Origin of the sequence: Nocardia sp. NPDC087230, assembly GCF_044744725.1 — a bacterium.
GTDB classification, from domain to species: domain Bacteria; phylum Actinomycetota; class Actinomycetes; order Mycobacteriales; family Mycobacteriaceae; genus Nocardia; species Nocardia canadensis.
Genome location: NZ_JBIUYV010000011.1, coordinates 133,805 through 154,909 on the forward strand (window position 1 = coordinate 133,805; position 21,105 = coordinate 154,909).

At 70.5% G+C, this 21,105-nt stretch carries 18 protein-coding genes; 9 read left to right on the forward strand and 9 right to left on the reverse strand.

Annotation, left to right across the window (positions count from 1 at the left end; all coding sequences use genetic code 11):
• The first annotated feature begins 3 nt into the window (after positions 1–3).
• Genes ACIO52_RS28320 through dmpG form a run of 4 tightly spaced genes read left to right on the forward strand, consistent with a single transcriptional unit; the run spans position 4 to position 4,258 of the window.
• Complete coding sequence (locus tag ACIO52_RS28320) at positions 4–1,506, forward strand: MDR family MFS transporter (protein WP_342801932.1); 1,503 nt, start codon at positions 4–6, stop codon at positions 1,504–1,506.
• Positions 1,500–2,285: a 2-keto-4-pentenoate hydratase gene (locus ACIO52_RS28325; RefSeq protein ID WP_218722288.1), complete on the forward strand. Its 786-nt coding sequence runs from the start codon at positions 1,500–1,502 to the stop codon at positions 2,283–2,285. Before ACIO52_RS28320 ends, ACIO52_RS28325 begins: the two co-directional genes overlap by 7 nt.
• Positions 2,286–2,300: 15 nt before the next feature.
• A complete protein-coding gene (locus ACIO52_RS28330; RefSeq protein WP_316575144.1) occupies positions 2,301–3,209 on the forward strand; it encodes an acetaldehyde dehydrogenase (acetylating) in 909 nt (302 codons plus the stop codon).
• A gap of 14 nt (positions 3,210–3,223) precedes the next feature.
• Positions 3,224–4,258 carry a 4-hydroxy-2-oxovalerate aldolase gene (gene dmpG, locus ACIO52_RS28335; protein WP_402648103.1) on the forward strand — a complete coding sequence of 345 codons (1,035 nt, stop codon included), beginning with the start codon at positions 3,224–3,226 and terminating at the stop codon, positions 4,256–4,258.
• A gap of 7 nt (positions 4,259–4,265) precedes the next feature.
• Here the strand turns inward: dmpG and ACIO52_RS28340 are convergent, their stop codons facing one another.
• From ACIO52_RS28340 to ACIO52_RS28350, 3 genes are all read right to left on the reverse strand, one after another.
• Positions 4,266–6,674, reverse strand: coding sequence for an MFS transporter (locus ACIO52_RS28340; protein ID WP_218718276.1), 2,409 nt, complete (start codon positions 6,672–6,674; stop codon positions 4,266–4,268).
• Positions 6,675–6,850: 176 nt separating this feature from the next.
• A complete protein-coding gene (locus ACIO52_RS28345; protein WP_218718277.1) occupies positions 6,851–7,228 on the reverse strand; it encodes a DUF5655 domain-containing protein in 378 nt (125 codons plus the stop codon).
• Positions 7,225–8,094, reverse strand: a complete 870-nt coding sequence (locus ACIO52_RS28350; protein ID WP_402648107.1) for a Sir2 family NAD-dependent protein deacetylase — start codon at positions 8,092–8,094, stop codon at positions 7,225–7,227. The genes ACIO52_RS28345 and ACIO52_RS28350 overlap by 4 nt, the downstream gene beginning before the upstream one ends.
• Before the next feature lie 126 nt (positions 8,095–8,220).
• Here ACIO52_RS28350 and ACIO52_RS28355 point away from each other — a divergent pair, with 126 nt between their 5' ends.
• The 3 genes from ACIO52_RS28355 to ACIO52_RS28365 all read left to right on the forward strand — a co-directional run bounded on the left by ACIO52_RS28355 (position 8,221) and on the right by ACIO52_RS28365 (position 9,738).
• On the forward strand, positions 8,221–8,676 hold the full coding sequence (locus ACIO52_RS28355; protein WP_402648109.1) for a hypothetical protein: 456 nt from the start codon (positions 8,221–8,223) through the stop codon (positions 8,674–8,676).
• Positions 8,673–9,218: a hypothetical protein gene (locus tag ACIO52_RS28360; RefSeq protein WP_402648111.1), complete on the forward strand. Its 546-nt coding sequence runs from the start codon at positions 8,673–8,675 to the stop codon at positions 9,216–9,218. Before ACIO52_RS28355 ends, ACIO52_RS28360 begins: the two co-directional genes overlap by 4 nt.
• Before the next feature lie 169 nt (positions 9,219–9,387).
• Positions 9,388–9,738, forward strand: a complete 351-nt coding sequence (locus ACIO52_RS28365; RefSeq protein ID WP_218718281.1) for a hypothetical protein — start codon at positions 9,388–9,390, stop codon at positions 9,736–9,738.
• Here the strand turns inward: ACIO52_RS28365 and ACIO52_RS28370 are convergent.
• The 6 genes from ACIO52_RS28370 to ACIO52_RS28395 all read right to left on the reverse strand — a co-directional run bounded on the left by ACIO52_RS28370 (position 9,716) and on the right by ACIO52_RS28395 (position 18,284).
• Positions 9,716–10,570, reverse strand: a complete 855-nt coding sequence (locus tag ACIO52_RS28370; RefSeq protein ID WP_402648114.1) for an acyl-CoA thioesterase domain-containing protein — start codon at positions 10,568–10,570, stop codon at positions 9,716–9,718. The two genes, ACIO52_RS28365 and ACIO52_RS28370, sit on opposite strands and share 23 nt — an antisense overlap.
• 103 nt (positions 10,571–10,673) lie before the next feature.
• Positions 10,674–11,525 (reverse strand): acyl-CoA thioesterase domain-containing protein, encoded by an 852-nt coding sequence (locus tag ACIO52_RS28375; protein ID WP_218718282.1) that lies wholly within the window; start codon positions 11,523–11,525, stop codon positions 10,674–10,676.
• Positions 11,522–15,154 carry a cobaltochelatase subunit CobN gene (cobN, locus tag ACIO52_RS28380; protein WP_402648118.1) on the reverse strand — a complete coding sequence of 1,211 codons (3,633 nt, stop codon included), beginning with the start codon at positions 15,152–15,154 and terminating at the stop codon, positions 11,522–11,524. The genes ACIO52_RS28375 and cobN overlap by 4 nt, the downstream gene beginning before the upstream one ends.
• Before the next feature lie 194 nt (positions 15,155–15,348).
• A complete protein-coding gene (locus tag ACIO52_RS28385; protein ID WP_402648121.1) occupies positions 15,349–15,831 on the reverse strand; it encodes a hypothetical protein in 483 nt (160 codons plus the stop codon).
• Between the two features lie 363 nt (positions 15,832–16,194).
• Positions 16,195–17,574, reverse strand: a complete 1,380-nt coding sequence (locus ACIO52_RS28390; protein WP_402648123.1) for a MerR family DNA-binding transcriptional regulator — start codon at positions 17,572–17,574, stop codon at positions 16,195–16,197.
• A gap of 41 nt (positions 17,575–17,615) precedes the next feature.
• Complete coding sequence (locus ACIO52_RS28395) at positions 17,616–18,284, reverse strand: hypothetical protein (RefSeq protein ID WP_316575151.1); 669 nt, start codon at positions 18,282–18,284, stop codon at positions 17,616–17,618.
• 118 nt (positions 18,285–18,402) lie between these two features.
• Here ACIO52_RS28395 and cobG point away from each other — a divergent pair, with 118 nt between their 5' ends.
• Both cobG and ACIO52_RS28405 read left to right on the forward strand, forming a co-directional pair.
• Complete coding sequence (gene cobG, locus ACIO52_RS28400; protein ID WP_218718287.1) at positions 18,403–19,593, forward strand: precorrin-3B synthase; 1,191 nt, start codon at positions 18,403–18,405, stop codon at positions 19,591–19,593.
• A gap of 78 nt (positions 19,594–19,671) precedes the next feature.
• The gene (locus tag ACIO52_RS28405; RefSeq protein WP_402648127.1) at positions 19,672–20,763 is read left to right on the forward strand and encodes an RNA ligase (ATP); all 1,092 of its coding nucleotides are present in this window, start codon (positions 19,672–19,674) and stop codon (positions 20,761–20,763) included.
• Positions 20,764–21,105: the final 342 nt, after the last annotated feature.

Consider the following 21,105-nt stretch of genomic DNA (forward strand, 5'->3'; position numbering starts at 1 on the left):
CCTGTGGCAACCGATACCGCGCGCTCCGAGGTCGGGTTCGGCTCGGAGCGCGGCCCCGTGCTCGCCTCGCTCATGCTCGCCACCGGTCTGGTCGCGCTCGATTCGACGATCCTGGCGACCGCCGTGCTCTCGATCACCGACAGTCTCGGCGACTTCGCGCTGTTCCCGTGGCTGTTCACGAGTTACCTGCTCGCCCAGGCGGTCACCGTGCCGATCTACGGCGCGCTCGCCGACACCTTCGGCCGCAAGCCGGTGATGCTGTTCGGCGTCGCGGTGTTCGCGCTCGGCTCACTGCTGTGCGGGGTGGCGACCAGCATGCTCGCGCTCATCGTGTTCCGCGCGGTACAGGGCATCGGCGCCGGTGCCATCCAGCCGACGACCATGGTCATCGCCAGTGATCTCTACACCCTCGCCGAACGGGCCACCGTGCAGGGCTATCTGGCCGGGGTGTGGGCGGTGGCTTCGGTGACCGGCCCGCTGCTGGGCGGCATCTGCGCCGACTACCTCGGCTGGCGGTGGATCTTCCTGGTCAATCTGCCGCTGGCCGCGCTGGCCGCGTGGATGCTGGTGCGCAACTTCCACGAGACGGTGCCACGCCATCGCCGCAGCGTCGACTACGCGGGGGCGGTGCTGCTGACCCTCGGGGCGGGCGCGCTGGTGCTGGGTTTGCTCGAGGGCGGTCGCGCCTGGGCGTGGGGATCGCCGACCGGGCTCGGCGTGTTCGGGCTCGCCGCCCTGTCGCTCGCGCTGTTCGTCGCCGTCGAATCCCGGGCCGAGCACCCGATTCTGCCGCTGTGGGTGTTCACCCGGCGGGTGGTGGTGGCGAGCAGTCTCGCCGCCATGCTCGGTGGCGCCCTGCTGTTCGGCTTCACGACCTATGTGCCGATGTTCAATCAGGGTGTGCTCGGCACCAGCGCGCTGGTCGCCGGGCTCGTCACCGGCGGCCTCACCCTGGGCTGGCCGCTGGCCGCCGCACGGGCCGGAAAGGTGTACCTGCGCTTCGGGTTCCGCACGTGCGCGGTGCTGGGCAGTCTCGTCGCGGCGCTCGGCACGGCCACCATGCTGCTGCTCGACGAGCAGTCGCCGCTGTGGCAGGTCGGCGTCTCGTGTTTCGTGGTCGGCGCGGGCATGGGTCTGGTGGCCACGCCGACACTCATCGCGGCGCAGACCAGCGCGCCGTGGTCCGATCGCGGCGTCGTCACCTCGGCCACCATGTTCGCGCGGTCGCTGGGCAGCGCGGTGGGGGTCGCGGTGTTCGGCGCGATCGTCAACGCGCGCCTGGCCGGTGCGGGCGCGCCCGCACCGCAGACGCTCTCGGCCGCCGTGCATCTGGTGTTCGCGACCATCGCGGCCATGACGCTGGTGCTGGTCGCCGCGTGCGCGATGATCCCCGGCCGGATCGCGCAATTTCCTGCCCATCCAGCGGGAACACCCGAGGTCGTCCCCCCGGTCGCCGACGAGCATGGGAGCGCATCACCAGAGGAGAAGAGGGAACCAGGATGCTGACAACCAGCGCGCGCGCCGAGCTCGCCGCCGAATTGGCGCGAGCGGAGCTGGATCGAGTGGCGGTGTCCCCCATCGCCGACCGCTATCCGTCGATCGATGTGGTGGACGCCTACGAGATCCAGTTGCTCAATATCCGGCGCAGGCTGGACGACGGCGCGACGATCGTCGGCCACAAGGTGGGGCTGTCGTCGAAGGCGATGCAGGAGATGATGGGCGTCGACGAGCCCGACTACGGTCATCTGCTCGCCGAGATGGAGGTCTTCGAGGACGTCCCGGTCGACACCTCGAAGTACCTGCTGCCGCGCGTGGAGGTCGAGGTCGGGTTCGTGCTCGGCGCCGACCTGCCCGGCGAGGACTGCACCGAGGCCGATGTGCTGGCCGCGACCGTCGCTTACGCGCCCTCGATCGAGCTGATCGACTCGCGTATCACCGACTGGCGGATCGGTCTGTGCGACACCATCTCCGACAATGCTTCCTCCGCCGGGTATGTCCTCGGCAAGGAGCGCGTCGCACCCGGCGATATCGACATCGCCGCCATCGACGCCGTGCTGACCCGTAACGGCGAGGTCATCGCCGAGGGCCGCAGCGACGCGGTGCTCGGCGATCCGGTGATCGCGGTGGCCTGGCTGGCTCGCAAGGTCGCCGGTTTCGGCGTGCGCCTGAAAGCCGGGGACATCGTGCTGCCCGGTTCCTGCACTCGCGCCATCGACGCCCGTCCGGGCGACGACTTCCTCGCCACGTTCACCGGACTCGGTTCCGTCCGTTTGTCTTTCGCCTAGCCAAGGAGGCACGACGTGTCCAACGGGACAGTCACCGCCGCGATCGTCGGATCCGGCAATATCAGCACCGATCTGCTCTACAAACTGCTGCGCTCGGACAAGATCGAGCCGCGCTGGATGATCGGCATCGACCCCGACTCCGAAGGACTTAAGCGGGCGCGCGGGCTTGGTCTGGAAACCTCCGCCGAGGGCGCGGACTGGCTGCTCGCCCTCGACGAGAAGCCGGATCTGCTGTTCGAGGCCACCTCCGCCTACGTGCACCGCGCGTACGCGCCGAAATACGAAGCCGCCGGTATCCGCGCCGTCGACCTCACCCCCGCCGCGGTCGGACCCGCCGTGATTCCCCCGGTGAACCTGGACTCGCTGCGCGATGCCATGAACGTCAACATGATCACCTGTGGCGGCCAGGCCACCATCCCGATGGTCGCGGCCGTGTCGCGGGTCGTGCCGGTCGCCTACGCCGAGATCGTGGCATCGGTGTCCTCGGTCTCGGCCGGTCCCGGAACCCGTGCCAACATCGACGAGTTCACCAAGACCACCTCCAAAGGTGTCGAGACCATCGGCGGCGCGCAGCGCGGCAAGGCCATCATCATCTTGAACCCGGCCGAGCCGCCGATGATCATGCGCGACACCATCTTCTGCGCCATCCCCGAAGACGCCGACCGCGATGCCATCGCCGAGAGCATCTTCGCGATGGAGAAATCGATCCAGGAATACGTACCCGGCTACCGGCTGCTCAACGATCCGCAGTTCGACGAGCCGTCGGTGATCTCCGGTGGCATGGCGAAGGTGTCGATCTTCGTCGAGGTCGAAGGCGCCGGCGACTTCCTGCCGCCGTATGCGGGCAACCTCGACATCATGACCGCCGCCGCCACCCGCGTGGGTGACGTGCTGGCCGACCAGATCATCTCGGCTCGGGTGTAAGGAGATTCGAAACCATGGTCTACTCAGCTGATCTCGACATCCGCGTCACCGATACCTCGCTACGCGACGGATCCCACCACAAGCGCCATCAGTTCACCACGACCGAGGTGCGCGACATCGTCACCGCCCTCGACGGCGCCGGGGTGCCGGTCATCGAAGTCACCCACGGTGACGGCCTGGGTGGTTCCTCGTTCAACTACGGGTTCGCCAGAACACCGGAACAGGAACTCATCAAGGCCGCCGCCGAATCGGCCAAGCGGGCGCGCATCGCCTTCCTGATGCTGCCGGGTGTCGGCGTCAAGGAAGACATCAAGATCGCCCAGGACAACGGCGCGTCCATCTGCCGTATCGCGACGCACTGCACCGAGGCCGACGTCTCCGTGCAGCACTTCCAGTTCGCCCGCGACCTCGGCCTCGAGACCGTCGGCTTCCTGATGATGTCGCACAGCCAGCCGCCGGAGGCGCTGGCGAAGCAGGCCCGCATCATGGCCGATGCCGGCTGCCAGTGCGTCTACGTCGTCGACTCGGCCGGTGCGCTCGTCCTGGAACAGGTCTCCGACCGCGTCTCGGCCCTGGTCGCAGAACTCGGCGACGACGCCCAGGTCGGCTTCCACGGCCACGAAAACCTCGGCCTCGCCGTCGCGAACTCCGTCTACGCCGTACGCGCAGGCGCCACCCAGATCGACGGCTCGGCCCGCCGCTTCGGCGCCGGCGCCGGCAACCTGCCGGTCGAAGCCTTCATCGGCGTCTGCGACAAACTCGGCATCAAGACCGGCGTCGACTTCTTCGCCGTCACCGACGCCGCCGAAGACGTCGTCCGCCCCGCCATGCCAGCGGAATGCCTCCTCGACCGCCAAGCCCTCATGATGGGCTACGCCGGCGTCTACTCCAGCTTCCTGCGCCACGCCGAACGCCAAGCCGAACGCTACGGCGTCTCCGCCGCCGAAATGCTCGTCCGCGCAGGCGAACGCAAGCTCGTCGGCGGCCAGGAAGACCAGCTCATCGACATCGCCCTGGAACTCCAGCGCGAAGCCACCCTCACCGCGTGAGCCCGGATCACCGCTGGTGCATGGACTCCTCGGTGTCGTAGCCGAGGGTGACATCGTGGGTGATCTCGCCGCGGGTCACCGAGACCTGGCTGGCCACGGGCGGGTAGCCGCGCGCGACGACGGTGTACTCGCCCTCCGGCAGATCGGGGACCAGGTACTGGCCCTTCTCGTCGGTGCGGGTGGTCGCCGCCGGATCGCCGCCGGCGTCCAGAACGGTGATCTGGACGTCGGCGACCGGGCGGTCGCCGTCCACCCAGGCGGACCCGACCAGGATGGCCATCGGCTCGAGGTCGATGTCGTGATGCAGCGAGCCGGTCTCGGGCACGGTCAGCGCGACCGCCGAGGGGCGCATGTGGTCGGCGACCGCGACCAGCGTGTAGGTCCCGCTGACGACGTCACGGCACACGTACGTGCCGTCCTCGCCGGTGATCGCGGCGCCGACGACGTCGCCTTCGGGATCGGTGAGGGTCACGGTCGCGCCGCACAGGGGTTCGCCCCGGCGCGCCGAGCGCACGATGCCGGTGAGTTCGCCCGCGCCGATGAGCATCAGGTCGACGTGCAGGGCCCGCTCCCCCATCGACACACTCACCGCCTCGGGCTGGTGGCCCGCCGCGGCGGCGATCAAGACGTAATTGCCCGGTTGTGGCGCCTCGATGACGTAGGCACCGTCGGCGTCGCCGTTGCCGCGCGCCACCTGGTGGCCGTGCTGGTCGATGAGTGTGAGCGTGGCCGAGGGCACGGGGCGGGCGTCGTCGCGGCGCAGCAGTCCCGCGATGACCCGGCCGGTCGCGGCGGGACGCAGCGAGTCGGCCATCTCGTGCGCGTCGTGCAGGCTGACATCGCGCAGCAGCGTGCCGTCGGAATCCTCCTCGGGCACCGGATCCTCGCGCAGCGGAATCTCTTTCATGAACACCAGCACCAGGCAGGCGACGACGGCGAGGTCGGCGGCGAGCAGGAACACGCCCTGCATGGCGTCGGTGAAGCCCGCGAGGATCGGCACCCGCAGCGCGTCGGGCAGCCCCGCGATCCCGGAGGTGTCGCGCTGCAGCGCGTCGAGACCGGCGGCGTCGAGACCGGGCGGCAGGCTGCCGCCGAACGCGGACAGGATCGACCCGGGCAACCGGTCGAACAGCACGGTGAGGAAGACCGCGACGCCCAGCGTGCCGCCGAGCTGCCGGAAGAAGGTCGCGGACGCGGTCGAGACACCCATCTCGGTGCGCGGCACCGCGTTCTGCGCGGCGATGATCAGCGTCTGCATGCAGCCACCGAGCCCGAAGCCCATGATCGCGCTGTAGGCCAGCGGCTGCCACAGCGGCCCGTCGAAGCCGACCCGGGCGAACAGGGCGCAGCCGATCGCCAGGATCAGCGCACCGAGCACCGGCAGCACCTTGTAGCGCCCGGTGGCCTTGGTGATCAGTCCCGACAGCTGCGCGCCGACCATGATCCCCAGCACCAGTGGCAGCATCAGCAGACCCGCCTCGGTCGGCGAGAAGCCTCGCACCACCTGCAGATACTGCGGGACCATGGTGATCGCGCCGAACATCGAGACACCGATCAGGAAGCCACCGAGGATGGCGATGCTGAACGTCGAGCTACGGAACAGGCGCAGCGGGATCAGCGCCGCGTCCTTCATGAAGTACTCGACGATCAGGAACAGCAGCAGCCCGCCCCCGCAGATTCCGTAGCAGAGCAACGACTTCGGCGAGGTCCAGCCCCACACCCGGCCCTGTTCGGCCACGATCAGCAACGGCACGACGCCGACGATCAGGGTGAGCGCGCCGAGCCAGTCGATCCGGGACCGCACGCGCGCGTGCCGCACGTTCAGCACCTTGGCGACCACCAGGAACGCCAGCACCCCGACCGGCACGTTCACCAGGAACACCCAGCGCCAGCCCTCGATGCCGCCGAGGCTCTCGTAATCGGACAGGAACCCGCCGACCACCGGGCCCAGCACCGTCGCGATGCCGAACACCATCAGGAAATACCCCTGGTAGCGGACCCGCTCCCGAGCCGGCACGATGTCGCCGACGATGGTGAACGCCAGCGACATCAACCCGCCCGCGCCCAGCCCCTGGAAGGCGCGGCAGGCCGCCAGCTGGTACATCGTGGTCGCGAAGCAGCAGGCGGCCGAGCCCAGCACGAACAGCGCGATCGCCAGCAGATAGAACGGTTTGCGGCCGTAGATGTCGGCGAGCTTGCCGTAGAGCGGCGTGGTGACGGTGGCGGTGATCAGATACGCCGTTGTCGCCCATGCCTGTTCGTCGAATCCGTCCAGACTGTTGGCGATCCGGACGATCGCGACGCTGACGATGTTCTGATCGAGCGCGGCGAGGAAGACCCCGAGTAGCAGGCCGGACAGAATCGTGAGTGTCTGGCGATGCGTGAGGCGTGGTTCGGCAACGACGGTATCGGTCATGGAAAAGCCCTGGTTCTGATCGGCTGGCAAGTGGGGGTCGATCACGCGGCCCACACGAGGGCCGACAACCCCGCTGCGAGGAAAACTTTGCGCCGCGGGTGGAACTCTTCATGCACTGGTGCGCAGAGCTTACCCACGTCGAATCCGCCGCCGTCACCGAGGGATCAAGTAACCGATCATTTCGCACCGAAACGATAGGCGGCGGCGATCAGAACTCGCAGTTCCGGTACCCGCGCTTCGGCCAGGGAATGCACGACCACCAGGTGATTCCACCGCGCCCGGCCGACCTGATTCACCCGATACACCGGTGGGCCCGCGATTTCCCGGTCGATCGCGAGCATGATTTGCACGGTGCCTTCCGGATTCCGTCCGGTGATGTTGTAGAGCGATACCCACGCGAACTTGCGCGCGACGCCGAAGCCGATCTGCGATGCCACCGACAGTTCCACCGGACCGTTGGCCGTGATCAATTCCCGTAGCACGGTGAAGATCTCGAGGGAATGGGGTTTGCCCGCGAAGAAGGCGGCGATCGCGTCATCGGGGGAATCGCTCATCGGCGGGCGGTCGCATTCGGGACGGCGAGCCGGTCGGCGAAGGCGCGCAACGTCTCCGAGCAGCCCGCGTGGATGCGCACGGCGGCCAGATCGTCGCCGCGCGTGGGCCCCCGGTTGACGATCACCACGGGCACATCGCGCTTCGCGGCGCGGCGCACGAAGCGCAGACCCGACATCACCGTCAGCGACGACCCGGCGACGAGGACCGCGCGCGCTTGGTCGATCAGGCTGTAGGCGGCGGCCACCCGGTCGGCGGGCACGGTCTCGCCGAAGTAGACGATGTCGGGTTTGAGCAGGCCGCCGCAGCTCGCGCAGTCCAGCATCCGGAAGCGGGCGGTATCGGTGACCACCGCGTCCGCGTCGGGCGCCACTTCGATACCGGTCGCCGAAACATCTTCGGCGAAGCCGGGATTGGCGGCCTCCAGCCGTTCCGCCAGCGTCATGCGCGAGATCATCGCCGGGCAGCGCAGACAGCACACCCGGGCGTAGGTGCCGTGCAGGTCGATCACCCGGCGCGCCCCGGCTTTGGTGTGCAGCAGGTCCACGTTCTGGGTGATGACACCGGAGACCACCCCGGCGCGTTCCAGCGCGGCGACGGCCCGGTGGCCCTGATTCGGCCGGGCCGCGTCCATCCGCCGCCAGCCGAGGTGGTTGCGGGCCCAGTAGCGCTGCCGGAACTCGGCGTCGCCGACGAACTGCTGATAGGTCATCGGGGTGCGCGGCGGCGAGTCGGGGCCGCGGTAGTCGGGGATGCCGCTGTCGGTGCTCAGCCCGGCACCGGAGATCACCACGACCCGGCGCCCGGCCAGCAGCTCGGCCGCGCGCTCCACCGCCGCCGCGGTGACGTCCGGGGTGGGATCCACCATGAATCCACTGTACGAGCGGACGCGGGCGCCGCCGGTGGCCGGGTCGCGGCGGCGAACACGCCGACCGGAGTTGCGTGGCGGCGAGGTGCGGCGACATGATGGCTCATCCGCCCGGGGAGGAGACCTGTGTCCGACATCGACGAGTCCGGCCGCACCGCGCTCAACGCCGCGGTCGACGCGACGATCATCGCCGTCCGCCGGATGTTCTACGTCCTGGGCGACGACATCGACCGCACCGAGGGACCGATCGAGTTCACCTTCCACAACGGCGCCACCCTGCTCCTCGACGCCGGTATCGACGGCGCGGAGCTGCGGATCGGCGCGGCGCCCTGGCGGGACCCGTTCGAACCGCTGGTCGACCCGGTGAACATCGAATACGTCGCCGCCTCGGGCAAGTACACCGCCTTCGACGTCACCGACGAACCGCCCTACGACGCCCTCGCCGGTCGCCGGGTCGACGCGGTCTCGGTCGTGCCGCTGCCCGACGGCAGGCCGCAGGCCGCCACGCTGTACCTCGGCGAGGGCATGGTGAAGGCGGAGTCGATCGCCGACGAGCTGATCGTGACGCTGGTTCCGGCGTGAGTCTTCCCGACCGGCTCCGCGGTCTGTTCCGTCGTCCGGCCTCGGCCGGGCCGAGGTTCGCGACGACCCCGTTGCGCCCGGAGTTCCGCGGCGAGCAGGTGCCGGGCAATCCCGTGTGGCGCGGCAGTCACGTCGCCTATCTCGGCGCGACGGACCGCGCGCGCTTCGCGCTGCACGCGCGCGCCGGACTGCTGTACACCGCCGACGGCGCCCTGTTCGACACCACCGCGGCGAGCACCCTGTGGTCACCCACCGGTGGACGCGCGATCTTCGTCATGGACGCCGACGGCGTCCTCTACAGCTCCCCTCGGCATCTGCTCGGCCGGTTCCACCATTCGAGCTTCCTGGCCGGCGGCCCCGTCGCCGCGGCGGGCGAACTGGTGGCACGCGGCGGCCGGATCCTCCTGGTCTCCGACCACAGCACGCACTACCGACCGGCGCGCCGGTTCACCCAGCAGGTCCTGGACAGCCTGCGCGCCCAGGGGATCGCGACCGACACGGTGTCGATCGAGTTCCATTTCGCCGAGCAGACCGGCAGCTAGGCGAGCTCGTCGCGCTCCCATCGCGAGCAGAAGTGTCCTGGTCCGGGCATCGCCGGTGGCGATCCGAGCCGAGGACACGGCGCGCGGTTGCGCGCGGGCGGGGCCCACTCGAGGCAGCATGGGGCCCGGCGGAGCGGGTGACCGGGTGGCAGGGAAGGTGTGTGGGCGAGTGAGCGCAGCGGTGCCGGGGCAGGTCAGATGGCGGGCGGGATGGGGCGTGGCGGCGGGGTTGTTCGTCGCCGTGTTCGTGCTGGTGCCCGCGACCTTCGCGGTGCAGGACGCGTGGCAGGTGCCCGTGCCGCGCACGATCGCGTTCGCCGAGATGGAGCCGATCCCGACCTCGTACTGGCTCAGCTGGGCACTGACCCTGGCCGCGCTGCTGACCCCGACGCTGCTGCTGGTGCTGCTGCCACCGGCCCGTCTCATCGCGCTCGGCTATCTGCTGACCACCACCGCGACCGGGTTCCTGCTGTGCGCGACCACCGTGGGCCTGGCGTTCAGCGGCCTCGATCCGGCGTGACCTGGGTCAGCGCGAACTCCTCGGACAGGGTGTCGATGACCGAGCCGTGGATCTGCCGGTGCTCGTTGGCCAGCGCGGTGGTGGTGCAGATCCCGAACGCGCCCTCGGCGTCGTAGAGGACCGCGGCGCCCGCGGCGATGCCGTCGTCGCTGAGATGCGATTCCGCCTCGATGCCCATCTCGAGCCCGATCGGCATGCGCGAGAACGTGATCGAGACATCGGTGTTGATGAACCCGATCCCCTCGGTGCCCCAGTTGGTGACCAGGCTGGTCTGTTCCCCGGCCATGGCGGCGAAGCAGAACGGCGTGGACCGCTCACCCGCGACCACGGGGATATTGCGCACCCACTTGCGTTTCCTGGCGTCGTTCTGGTGCTCGGTCATCTTCACCGACCACCCGTTGCCGTCACTGCCGAACAGGTGCATGGCCTCGTCGACGGTGGCGAGCGCGTCACTCGGCGGCAGCGGCCGCTGCCGCTCGGGGCGCCACACCTCCCCCGGCGGCTGGGCCGACCGCTTCAGCAGCAGCGCGCTGCCCCGCGCGACCGGCTCACCGTCGGAGCGCAGCACGATCGCCACCGCACGGACTCGTTTGCCGTCCCGGACCAGCTCGCTGTCGACGGTCAGCGGCACCGCGGGCACCGCGCGGTGCAGGTCGACGGTCAGCCGCGCGGGTGTGAACCCGTCGCCGCAGTAGCGCGCCTCGACCTCGCGGGCGATCAGCCCGCACACCGGCGGACCGGACAGCGTGCTCGGTGCCCACAGGCTCATGGAGAACCGGGTGGGCTGGAAAACGCCGTCGTCCTGCGTGAAGTACGCCGGAGTAGTGCTCATTGCGACTCTCTTCTGCCCTGCGGCCGGCACCCGGGTGCCGTGGTGCGCCCACGCACCACGATCAGAGTAGAACGCGTTCTAGTTTTGGGGCAAGTCGGGCAGTTCAGGCGCGCCGCGCACCGCCACGCGCCGGGATGTAGGCGTCGATGGCCGCGCCGCTGATCTGCCTGCGCTCGTTGGCGACGGCCGACACGGTGCAGACGCCGAACTCACCGTCGGCGTCGTAGAGCACCGCCGAGCCCGCGGCGATGCCGTCGTGACTGAGGTGGTTGCCCGCCTCGATGCCCATCTCCGGACCGATCGGCAGGCGCGCGAAGGTGATCGAGACATCGGTGTTGATGAACCCGATCCCCTCGGTACCCCAGTTCGTCACCAGGCTGGCCTGCTCGCCCGCCATCGCGGCGAAGACGAACGGCGAGCCGGCTTCTCCGGCCACCACCGGAATCCCGCGCACCCACTTGCGTTTACGGGTGTCGTTCTCGTGCCGGGAGATCTCGACCGACCAGCCGCCACCGGAGCCGTCACTGTCGAACAGGTGCACGGTCGGCGCCACCGCGGCCAGCAGTTCCGCGGGCGGCAGCGGAGGCCGCCGCGTCTCGCGCCACACCTGTCCCGGCGGTTGGGCCGAGCGCTTCAGCAACACCGCCGAGGCCCGCGCGACCACCACGCCGTCGGCGCGCAGTACCGCCTGCGCGGCGCGCACCCGGTTGCCCTCGCGGGTCGGCGCGCTGTCCACGGTCAACGGGACCGCGGGCACCGGCTGATGCAGGTCGACGGTGAACCGCGCGGGCACGAAATCGCCGGTGCGGTAATGGTTCTCGATCTCGCGGGCGAGCAGTCCGCACACCGGCGGGCCGGACAGGATCCCGTCGGCCCACAGGCTCCGGCCCCACGACGTCGGCGTGTACACCTCGCCGTCGCGCCGGAAGTACGCGGCGGACTGCTCGGTGCTCACTCCAGCTCACCCTCGGTCTCGAGGTAGACCTGCCGCAGCTTGTCCAGTGTCTCGGGCTCCGGGTGCTCCCACAGCTTGCGCTCGGCGGCCTCGAGCAGCCGTTCGGCGATGCCGTGCAGCGCCCACGGGTTCGACTGCTCCATGAACTTGCGGTTCACCTCGTCGAACACGTAGCTCTCGGAGAGCTTCTCGTACATCCAGTCGGCGACCACGTTGGTGGTGGCGTCGTAGCCGAACAGGTAGTCGACGGTGGCGGCCATCTCGAAGGCGCCCTTGTAGCCGTGGCGGCGCATCGCCTCGAGCCAGCGCGGGTTCACCACGCGGGCGCGGAAGACGCGGGCGGTCTCCTCCGACAGGGTGCGGGTCCGCACGGCGTCGGGACGGGTGGAGTCGCCGATATAGGCCTCGGGATTCTTGCCGGTGAGCGCGCGCACGGTGGCGACCATGCCGCCGTGGTACTGGAAGTAGTCGTCGGAGTCGGCGATGTCGTGTTCGCGGGTGTCGGTGTTCTTGGCCGCCACCGCGATGCGCTTGTAGGCGGTGCGCATGTCGTCGGCGGCGGGGGCGCCGTCGAGGTCGCGACCGTAGGCGTAGCCACCCCAGGTGGTGTACACCTGCGCGAGGTCGTCGTCGGTGCGCCAGCTCTTGGAGTCGATGAGCTGCAGCAGGCCCGCGCCGTAGGTGCCGGGCTTGGACCCGAAGATGCGGGTGGTCGCGCGGCGGGCGTCGCCGTGCTCGGCCAGGTCCGACTGGGCGTGCGCGCGCACGTAGTTCGACGCGGCGGGCTCGTCGAGCTCGGCGACCAGGCGCACCGCGTCGTCGAGCAGGGCCAGTACGTGTGGGAAGGCGTCGCGGAAGAACCCCGAGATGCGGACGGTGACGTCGATGCGCGGACGGGCGAGTTCGTCGAGCGAGATCACCTCGAGGGTGGTGACGCGGCGGCTGGCCTCATCCCACACCGGCCGCACGCCGAGCAGCGCCAGCACCTCGGCGATGTCGTCGCCGGAGGTGCGCATGGCCGAGGTGCCCCACACCGACAGGCCGACCGACTTCGGGTATTCGCCGTGGTCGGCCAGGTACCGGGCCAGCAGCGATTCGGCCATGGCCTGACCGGTCTCCCAGGCCAGCCGCGACGGGACGGCCTTGGGATCGACGGAGTAGAAATTGCGGCCGGTGGGCAACACGTTGATCAGGCCGCGCAGCGGGGACCCGCTCGGACCGGCGGGGATGAAACCGCCGTCGAGCGCGTGCAGGACGCGGGCGATCTCGACACCGGTCTCGCGCAGGCGGGGCACGACCTCGGTCGCGGCGAACCGCAGCACGGTCTTCACCGCGTCGAGGCGGGTGTCCGTGGATTCCGGGTCACCCCCGGCCAGAATCGCCGTGGCGTAGTCGTTCACCAGGGCCTCGACGCTGTCGACCGACCAGTTCTCGGCCTGCAGCGCGCCCAGCAGTTCACGGGCACGCGATTCGACCACGTCCACGCGGTCGCGGGACTCGTCGCCGGCTTCGCTGAGACCGAGGGCCTCGCGCAGGCCGGGCACGTTCTGCTCGCCGCCCCACAGCTGGCGCGCGCGCAGCATGGCCAGCACCAGGTCGAGTTCCATCTCGCCCTCGGGCGCCTGGCCGAGGATGTGCAGGCCGTCGCGGATCTGCACGTCCTTGATCTCGCAGAGCCAGCCGTCGACGTGCAGCAGCATGTCGTCGAAGACGTCTTCCTCGGGACGCTCGGCCAGGCCGAGGTCGTGGTCCATCTTGGCCGCGCGCATCAGCGTCCAGATCTGCTGGCGGATGGCGGGCAGCTTGGCCGGGTCGAGCGCGGAGATGTTGGCGTGCTCGTCGAGCAGCTGCTCCAGCCGGGAGATGTCACCGTAGGTCTCGGCGCGCGCCATCGGCGGGATCAGGTGATCGACCAGGGTGGCGTGCGCGCGGCGCTTGGCCTGGGTGCCCTCGCCCGGGTCGTTGACCAGGAACGGGTAGATCAGCGGCAGATCGCCGAGCGCGGCGTCGGTACCACAGGAGGCCGACATGCCGAGGGTCTTGCCGGGCAGCCACTCCAGGTTGCCGTGCTTGCCCAGGTGCACCATCGCGTCGGCGCCGAAACCGTCGGGCGCGGACAGCCAGCGGTAGGCGGCCAGGTAGTGGTGGCTCGGCGGCAGGTCCGGGTCGTGGTAGATGGCGACCGGGTTCTCGCCGAAGCCGCGGGGCGGCTGCACCATCAGCACCACATTGCCGAAACGCAGTGCGGCGATGACGATCTCGCCCTGCGGGTCGGCGGACCGGTCGACGTAGAGTTCACCCGGTGGCGGGCCCCACGCCTCGACGACGGCCTCGCGCAGGTCGGCGGGCAGCGAATCGAACCAGCGGGTGTAGGTGGCGGCGCCGATGCGGATCGGGTTGCCCTCGAGCTGTTCGGCGCTGAGCCAGTCCGGGTCCTGCCCGCCCGCGGCGATCAGGGCGTGGATCAGCGCGTCGCCGTCGCGCTCCGGCAGACCGGGGATCTCGCCGGGTTCGCCGAGATCGTAACCGGCGGCACGCAGTTCGGTGAGCAGCCGGATGGCGCTGGCCGGGGTGTCGAGGCCGACGGCGTTGCCGATGCGGGCGTGCTTGGTCGGGTAGGCCGAGAGCATGATCGCGATCCGCTTGTCGGCGGCCGGGATGTGGCGCAGGCGGGCGTGGCGCACGGCGACGCCGGCGACGCGGGCGGCGCGTTCGGGATCGGGCACGTAGGTGGACAGGCCGTCGTCGTCGAACTCCTTGAACGAGAACGGCACCGTGATGATGCGGCCGTCGAACTCGGGCACCGCGACCTGGGTGGCGACATCGAGCGGCGAGAGGCCGTCGTCGTTGTCCTCCCACTGCGCGCGACCGCTGGTCAGGCACAGGCCCTGCAGGATCGGCACGTCCAGGGCGGCCAGCGCGGCCACGTCCCAGGCCTCGTCGTCGCCACCGGCCGAGGCGGTGGCCGGCTTGCTGCCACCGGCCGCGAGCACCGTCACCACCAGTGCGTCGGCGCGGCCGAGCAGGGCGAGCAGTTCCGGTTCGGCGGTGCGCAGCGAGGCGCAGTAGACCGGCAGCGCGCGAGCGCCCTTGGCCTCGATGGCGGTGCACAACGCGTCGATGTAGCCGGTGTTGCCCGCGAGATGCTGCGCGCGGTAGTAGACGACCGCGACGGTCGGGGCGTGCGGTTCGAGAATGCGGGCGGCGCGGCCCAGTTCGCCCCAGGTGGGCAGTTCCACCGGCGGTTCGAAGCCGTGGCCGGTCAGCAGGACCGTGTCGGAGAGGAAGTTGTGCAGTTCGCGCAGGTTGTCCGCGCCGCCGGCGGCGAGGTAGTTGTGCGCGTCGGCCGCGACACCCACCGGCACCGTCGAGCACTCCATGAGTTCGGCGTCGGGGGCGATCTCACCGCCGAGCGCGACCATCGGCACCCCGCTCGCCCGCACGGCCTCGAGGCCCTCTTCCCAGGCGCGCTTGCCGCCGAGGATGCGCACGATCACCAGATCGGCACCGTCGAGCAACCCCGGCAGGTCATCCACCAGCAACCGCGCGGGATTGCCCCACCGGTAGTCGGCGCCGCTCGCGCGAGCACTGAGCAGATCGGTGTCGGAGGTGGACAGCAGCAGGATCACAGGGTGAGGCCTTCCTCGGGTGACGCGCCCAACGGGATCGGTTGTCGTGCTCGCCGGAGAGGGTCTGGCTGTTCACAGTGGCGCGACCGCACCGGATTTCCACCGGTTTCCTCGACGCCCGCCGAGCATCCCGATGGTACTGGCCGCCCGTCGACCGCAACTTTCCAGCCCGCGCTCCACGGCGGCGATCAGTGTCAGTGGGTCGGACGGCGGGTGGTGTCGTTGGCGGCGATCGCGTCACCGACCTCGGTGACGGCGACGCGGATCGTGGCACCGTAGGCGTCGTCGGGGAGGGTGTCCAGGCGTTCCCGAGCCGCGTCGAGGTGGCGGGCGGCGGCCGGGAAGGAGCCGAGCCGACGGAAGTTGTCGGCGAGATCGAGGTGCAGGGAGGGATAGAAGCCGGCCACGTTCAGGTCCGCGTGATGGGCTTGCAGGCGCAGGTCGGTGAGGGCGTCGGCGGCATCGAGCGCGCGGACGTCCCAGACGAGCGCTTCGGCCGGGTCGTCGCAGGTGTCGGCGAGGTAGTGGGTGAGGGTGCAGCGGTGCAGCGGGTCGCCCACGGGGCCGATGTCGGTCCAGACGTCGAGTAGCGCGGTTCGTGCTCCTTCGGGGTCCCCGAAGCGAAAGTCCTTTACGCCCTGGGTGATTCGGGCCATGATCGGATCGGTGGTGGTCATCGGAGTCTCCTCGACGGTCGTAGTGGGTGGGGTGGGAGCGGTCGCCGTGGTCGGCGGAGCGGATGGGGAGTAGTCGGTCGGATGTCGCTCGGCGGGACCGCCGCCACGTCCCCGGGCGGCCCGGCACGACGTCGCCTGTGCCGACCGGCAGAGGACAGTGAGCCGGACCGGCCGTGGTCACCGGGGGGTGACGTCGTCCGCGACCGGGCGGCATGGGACGACCACGGTGAGCTGGTCGCCGCTGTCTGCGGACGCGGAGCAGCAAAGCAGGTGTTCCCGAAGGATCTCCGCCACGTCGTCGACGGCCGGGCACTACGTCGTGTGCCGCCGGGCCCGAGGGGTCGATGGATGACTCGGCGGTGATCACCGGATCGGCGCATCGTCGGCGACCGGGCGGCACGGCATGGTGAGGGTGAGCTGGTCGCCGTCGTCGGCGGAGCGGAGTCGGGCGGGGAGGTCGGGGGCGGTGAGATCGAGCATCACGTCGGGTCCGACCGCGGCGGCGACGGCGGGGTACAGGGTGGTCACCGCGAAATGGATCGTCAGGCCCGGTCCGGTGACGGTCGCGGGCAGCGGCCGGGGGTCCTCGCTGTTCGCGGTCCGCACCTCGCCCGTCGGATCGATGTGCAGCGTGAGGGTGGACGAGGTGGTCCGCTCGAGCGTCTCCAGCAGTGCCGTCCTGCTCAGCACCACCCGTGTGGTGACAGCGGGTAGCGCTGCCAGCATCCCCTGGTAGTCGGGGAATTCCTCGGTCGACCGGCGGCATCGGCGTCGATCAGGACCACTCGCCGCGCGTTCGCCGCTGTCGCCGTGCTCGTCGGCGACGTTCCCAGGCTCCCCCGGTCGGCGACCGTTCGCCCCCTCGCCGGAGGGATCAGCGGTTGCCCACATCTCCGGCCGACGATCGCCGCCGGATACCCGGGGCTCGGGCACCACCGCGCGCAGGGCCGGGTCAGCGGCGGCGATGACGACGTGGGTGATCTCCGGGCGGATCGTCACCGTGTGCTCCCGGCGCAGCCAGGAGGTGGCCGCGCGGAGATCATCGGCGTCGACGGTGGCCGACCAGTCGACCGTGGACGGGTGCACGGCGCGCAGGGTGCGGGTGGCCAGACGGTACCGGTCGGTGGCGGTGAGGATCAGCTCCTGGGCGGCCGCCTCGAGGTGAAGGGTGTTGAGCACCGGCAGGTTCGGGTCGGTGATCGTCGCGGCGGCGATCTGATCGATGGCGGCCGCGAGCACCGGACCACGTATCCGGATGCTGTCGTCCCTGCCCGGCTGCGGCACTGTGTCGTCGTCAGCCGGCGCGGAGCCGCGCACCGCATCGCCGCCGTTCGACAGGGCGGGGCCTGGAGTAGGCGTCGGGTCGGGCAGGGGCCGGGTGATCTGGCTGGGGCTCGTGCCCGCCCGGACCGCCGCCCGCGCCGCGTCGGCGGCCGCGTTGACCGCGCGGAGCCGGCGGTCCAGGTCGGCCAGGTGGTCGTCCACCAGGTCGGCGACGCGGGCGGGGTCGGGTTCGGCGAGGACGGCGACGATCGCGGGGAGCGGCATGTCGGCGGCCCGCAGCCGACGGATCAGCCGGGCCGGGCCGGTTTGGCCGGGGGCGTAGTAGCGGTAGCCGGTCGACTCGTCGACCACGGCGGGGACGAGGACACCGGCGTCGGCGTAGAAGCGCAGGGCGCTGGTGCTCAGGCCACAGGCACGGGCGAAGGCGCCGATGGTGAGCAGGTCATCGGATTCGGGCACCCGGTCATCATCGGGGTTCGAGCAGGTCGAAGGTCAAGCGATCAGTCGCGGGTGGTGCCCGCGGCGACCATCTCCGGGGAACCGGTGCCGAGGTTGCGGTAGACGTTGGCGACCACCATCTGGCCGAGGGCGTTGTTGCCGACGCCGCCGATGACCGCGCCGATACCGGCCGGGATGAGGGTGCCGAACAGCAGCAGGGTGCGTTTGACGAGATAGTTGACGATGAACCGCTTGGCCGGCGAGTCGGGCATGCTCGCCAGGCCCGGGATGTGATCGGTGACCACCGAGAGCCATTGGCCGGTCTTGTGCCCGGCGGTCTCGTCGAGCACCTTCGTGCCCGCCTCACCGAGGACGACCTTCGACACCAGGTGCTCGCGCCGCGGATCGGCGGGGTCGAGGTCGTAGGCCGCGGCCGCGCCGACCGACAGCACCGACGACGCCTCGAGGAACACGGCCGTGTCGACACCGGTCGCGGCCAGGCTCAGCACAGTGCCCACCCCGGGCACGGCGGCGGTGAGACCCACCAGCACCCCGCTGGTGGTGACGACGACGAGGTACTGCCGCGACAACCGCCGCAATGTCTCCACCGGCGCGTCCTGCGGATGCCTGCGCTCGAGCCAGTCGACGTAGCGGCCGACCGTGCCCGTCTGCGCGTGCGCGACCTTGTCGAGCGCGGGAACTACACGCTTGTCCACGAATTCACGCAACATGCGGTGACCTCTCCTGTCGGCGAACGACTGGCGAACGATTCCCCGACCACCCTAGGCGACGCCCGTCGGCAACGCCTGACGGCGGCGCGCGGGTCGGCGGTCGTAGGCTGGACGGATCATGACCAGGAGCACCCCCGATTCCTGCCCCGGTGTCCTGCGCCTGCACCAGGCCGCCGACGGGCCGCTGGCGCGGATCCGCGTCCCCGGCGGCCGGCTGGCGCCGCAGCAGCTGCAAGCCCTCGCCGACGCGGCCCGCGAGCTGGGCAACGGCGCCCTGGAACTCACCTCGCGCGGCAATATCCAGCTGCGCCGGGTCGGGGACCCCGCCGCCCTCGCCGATCGGCTCGGCGCGGCGGGTCTGCTGCCCAGCCGCACGCATGAACGGGTCCGCAATATCGTGGCCTCGCCGCTGTCGGGCCGGATCGGCGGCTGGGCGGACGTGCACGACCTCGCCGTCGGCCTGGACACCGGACTCCAGGCCGACCCCCGGCTGGCCGAGCTGCCCGGCCGGGTGCTGTTCACCCTCGACGACGGCCGCGGCGATGTGAGCACCCTGCGCGGCGACATCGGCATCCAGGCCGTCGCCGCCGACGAGTTCGCCGTCGTTCTCGCGGGCGCCGACACCGGGCTACGGGTGAGCGCGAGCGAGGCGGTCGAGGTGATGCTCGACGCGGCGCGCGGTTTCCTCGACCTGCGCGGCTGCGGCGACGACGGCCAGTGGCGACTGCACGAGATCCCCGGCGGCGCCGAGCGGGTCGCCGAGACGCTGGACCGCTCCCCCGCCGGCGCGCCGCTGGAACTCGGTGCGGCACACGATATCCCGATCGGCTGGCTGGACCAGGACGACGGCCTGGTCAGCCTCGGCGCCGGAGTGCCGCTCGGCACGTTACCCGCGCGGACCGCGGAGTTCCTCGCCGCCGTCGAACGGCCCGTCTTCGTGACGCCGTGGCGCAGCCTGGTGATCACCGACCTCGACGAGGGGCCCGCCGAGACCGTCGTCCGGGTGCTCGCGCCGATGGGGCTGATCTTCGACGCGCAGTCACCGTGGCTGCGGGTCAGCGCGTGCGCGGGGCGGCCCGGCTGCGCGAAGTCGCTCACCGATGTGCGCGCCGATCTCGCGGCCGCCGTCGACAGCGATCGGGTCCGGCCCGGCGCCCAGGAATCCACCCATGTCGTGGTTCCCGCCGAGGACCTCACGGTGGCGGGCCGTCAGCACTGGTCCGGTTGTGAGCGCCGCTGCGGCCGGCCGAGCGGACCGGTCACCGACGTCGTCGCCACCCCCGACGGCTACCGGGTCGACACCCACTGACGTTCGCCCACACCGAAATTCGGTCGACCCCGGTGCGCGGGGCTCGTACGCTGATCACCTCGCAACGAGGGGGTTTCCATGTCCACACTGCAGGTGACGGCCGAACAACTGATCGTCCACGCGCATCCGAACGCCGACCGGCTCGAGCTGGCCCAGGTCGGCCTGTACCGGGCCGTCGTGGCCAAGGGTCAGTTCACGACCGGCGCGCACGCGATCTACATCCCGGAGCAGGCCGTACTGCCCGAGGCGCTCGTCGCCGAGCTCGGGCTGACCGGCAAACTGGCGGGGCCGCAGCGCAATCGGGTGAAGGCGGTGCGACTGCGGGGCGAGGTGTCGCAGGGCATCGTGTGCACGCCGGAGGCGCTCGCGGGTGTCGATCTGGCGGCGGCCGCCGTGGCGGGCACCGACTTCGCCGACGCGCTGGGGATCACCAAGTGGGTGCCGCCGGTACCGGTCTCGATGGACGGTCAGGTCGAGGCGGCGCCGGAGCTGCTGCGGTGGATCGATGTCGAGAACATCAAGCGGTTCCCCACCATCTTCACCACGGGGGAACCGGTGGTGGCCACGGAGAAGATCCACGGCACCGCGTGCCTGCTCACGTTCGTGCGGGCCGAGGACCGGATCCTGGTGTCTTCCAAGGGCGTCGGCGGGAAGTCGCTGTCGCTCACGCCGTCCGAGGGCAACCTGTACTGGCGGGCGATCCGCGCGCACGGCCTCGACGAGGCCGCCAGGAAGCTGGCGACCGCGCTCGACGCCGACCGGGTCGGGCTGTTCGGCGAGGTCTACGGCGCGGGCGTGCAGGACCTGCACTACGGCGCCTCGGCCGCGCATGACGGCTCGCTGGGCTACGGGTTGTTCGATGTCGCGGTGGAGCGGGGCGGCGAGCCGGTCCGCTGGCTCGACCATCACGAGATCGGCACGCTGCTGGGCGAACTCGGGCTCACCGTGCCACGGGTGCCGGTCCTCTACGAAGGCCCCTACGACGCGGCGACCCTGCTCGCGCTCGCCGAGGGCAGCGAGACCGTCAGCGGTCTGGGCGCCAACATCCGGGAGGGCTTGGTGGTCCGGCCCGCGACCGAGCGGCAGTCGCCGGTGCTCGGCGGGCGGGCGATCGGCAAGATCGTCTCCGACGCGTACCTGCTGCGCGACGGTGGCACCGAATTCGAGTGATCAACAGCGCCGTCCGTGGGGCCGGGGGGGGGGGCCCCCCCCCCCCGGCGGTCTTTCAGCGGCTTCAGCCAGCGCAGCGCCATGCCAATGCCACCATCGGCCTGGCCGGTGGCAATCGCCTGTAACAGCGCATCGGTTGGTCCGCTAAAGTTCACGGGCTCAACATTCAAACCGTACTTTTTAAAGAAACCTTGCTTCAGCGCCACCGAAATCGGTGACTGACATACTGCGGTTTGTCCCCAGGCCAGCTTGATGGTTTTAAGGGATTTATCGTCGGCAAACACCTTGCTGCTCAGCAACGGATTCACCGCCACGCCGGCACTAAAGAGACCCAGCCCGCGT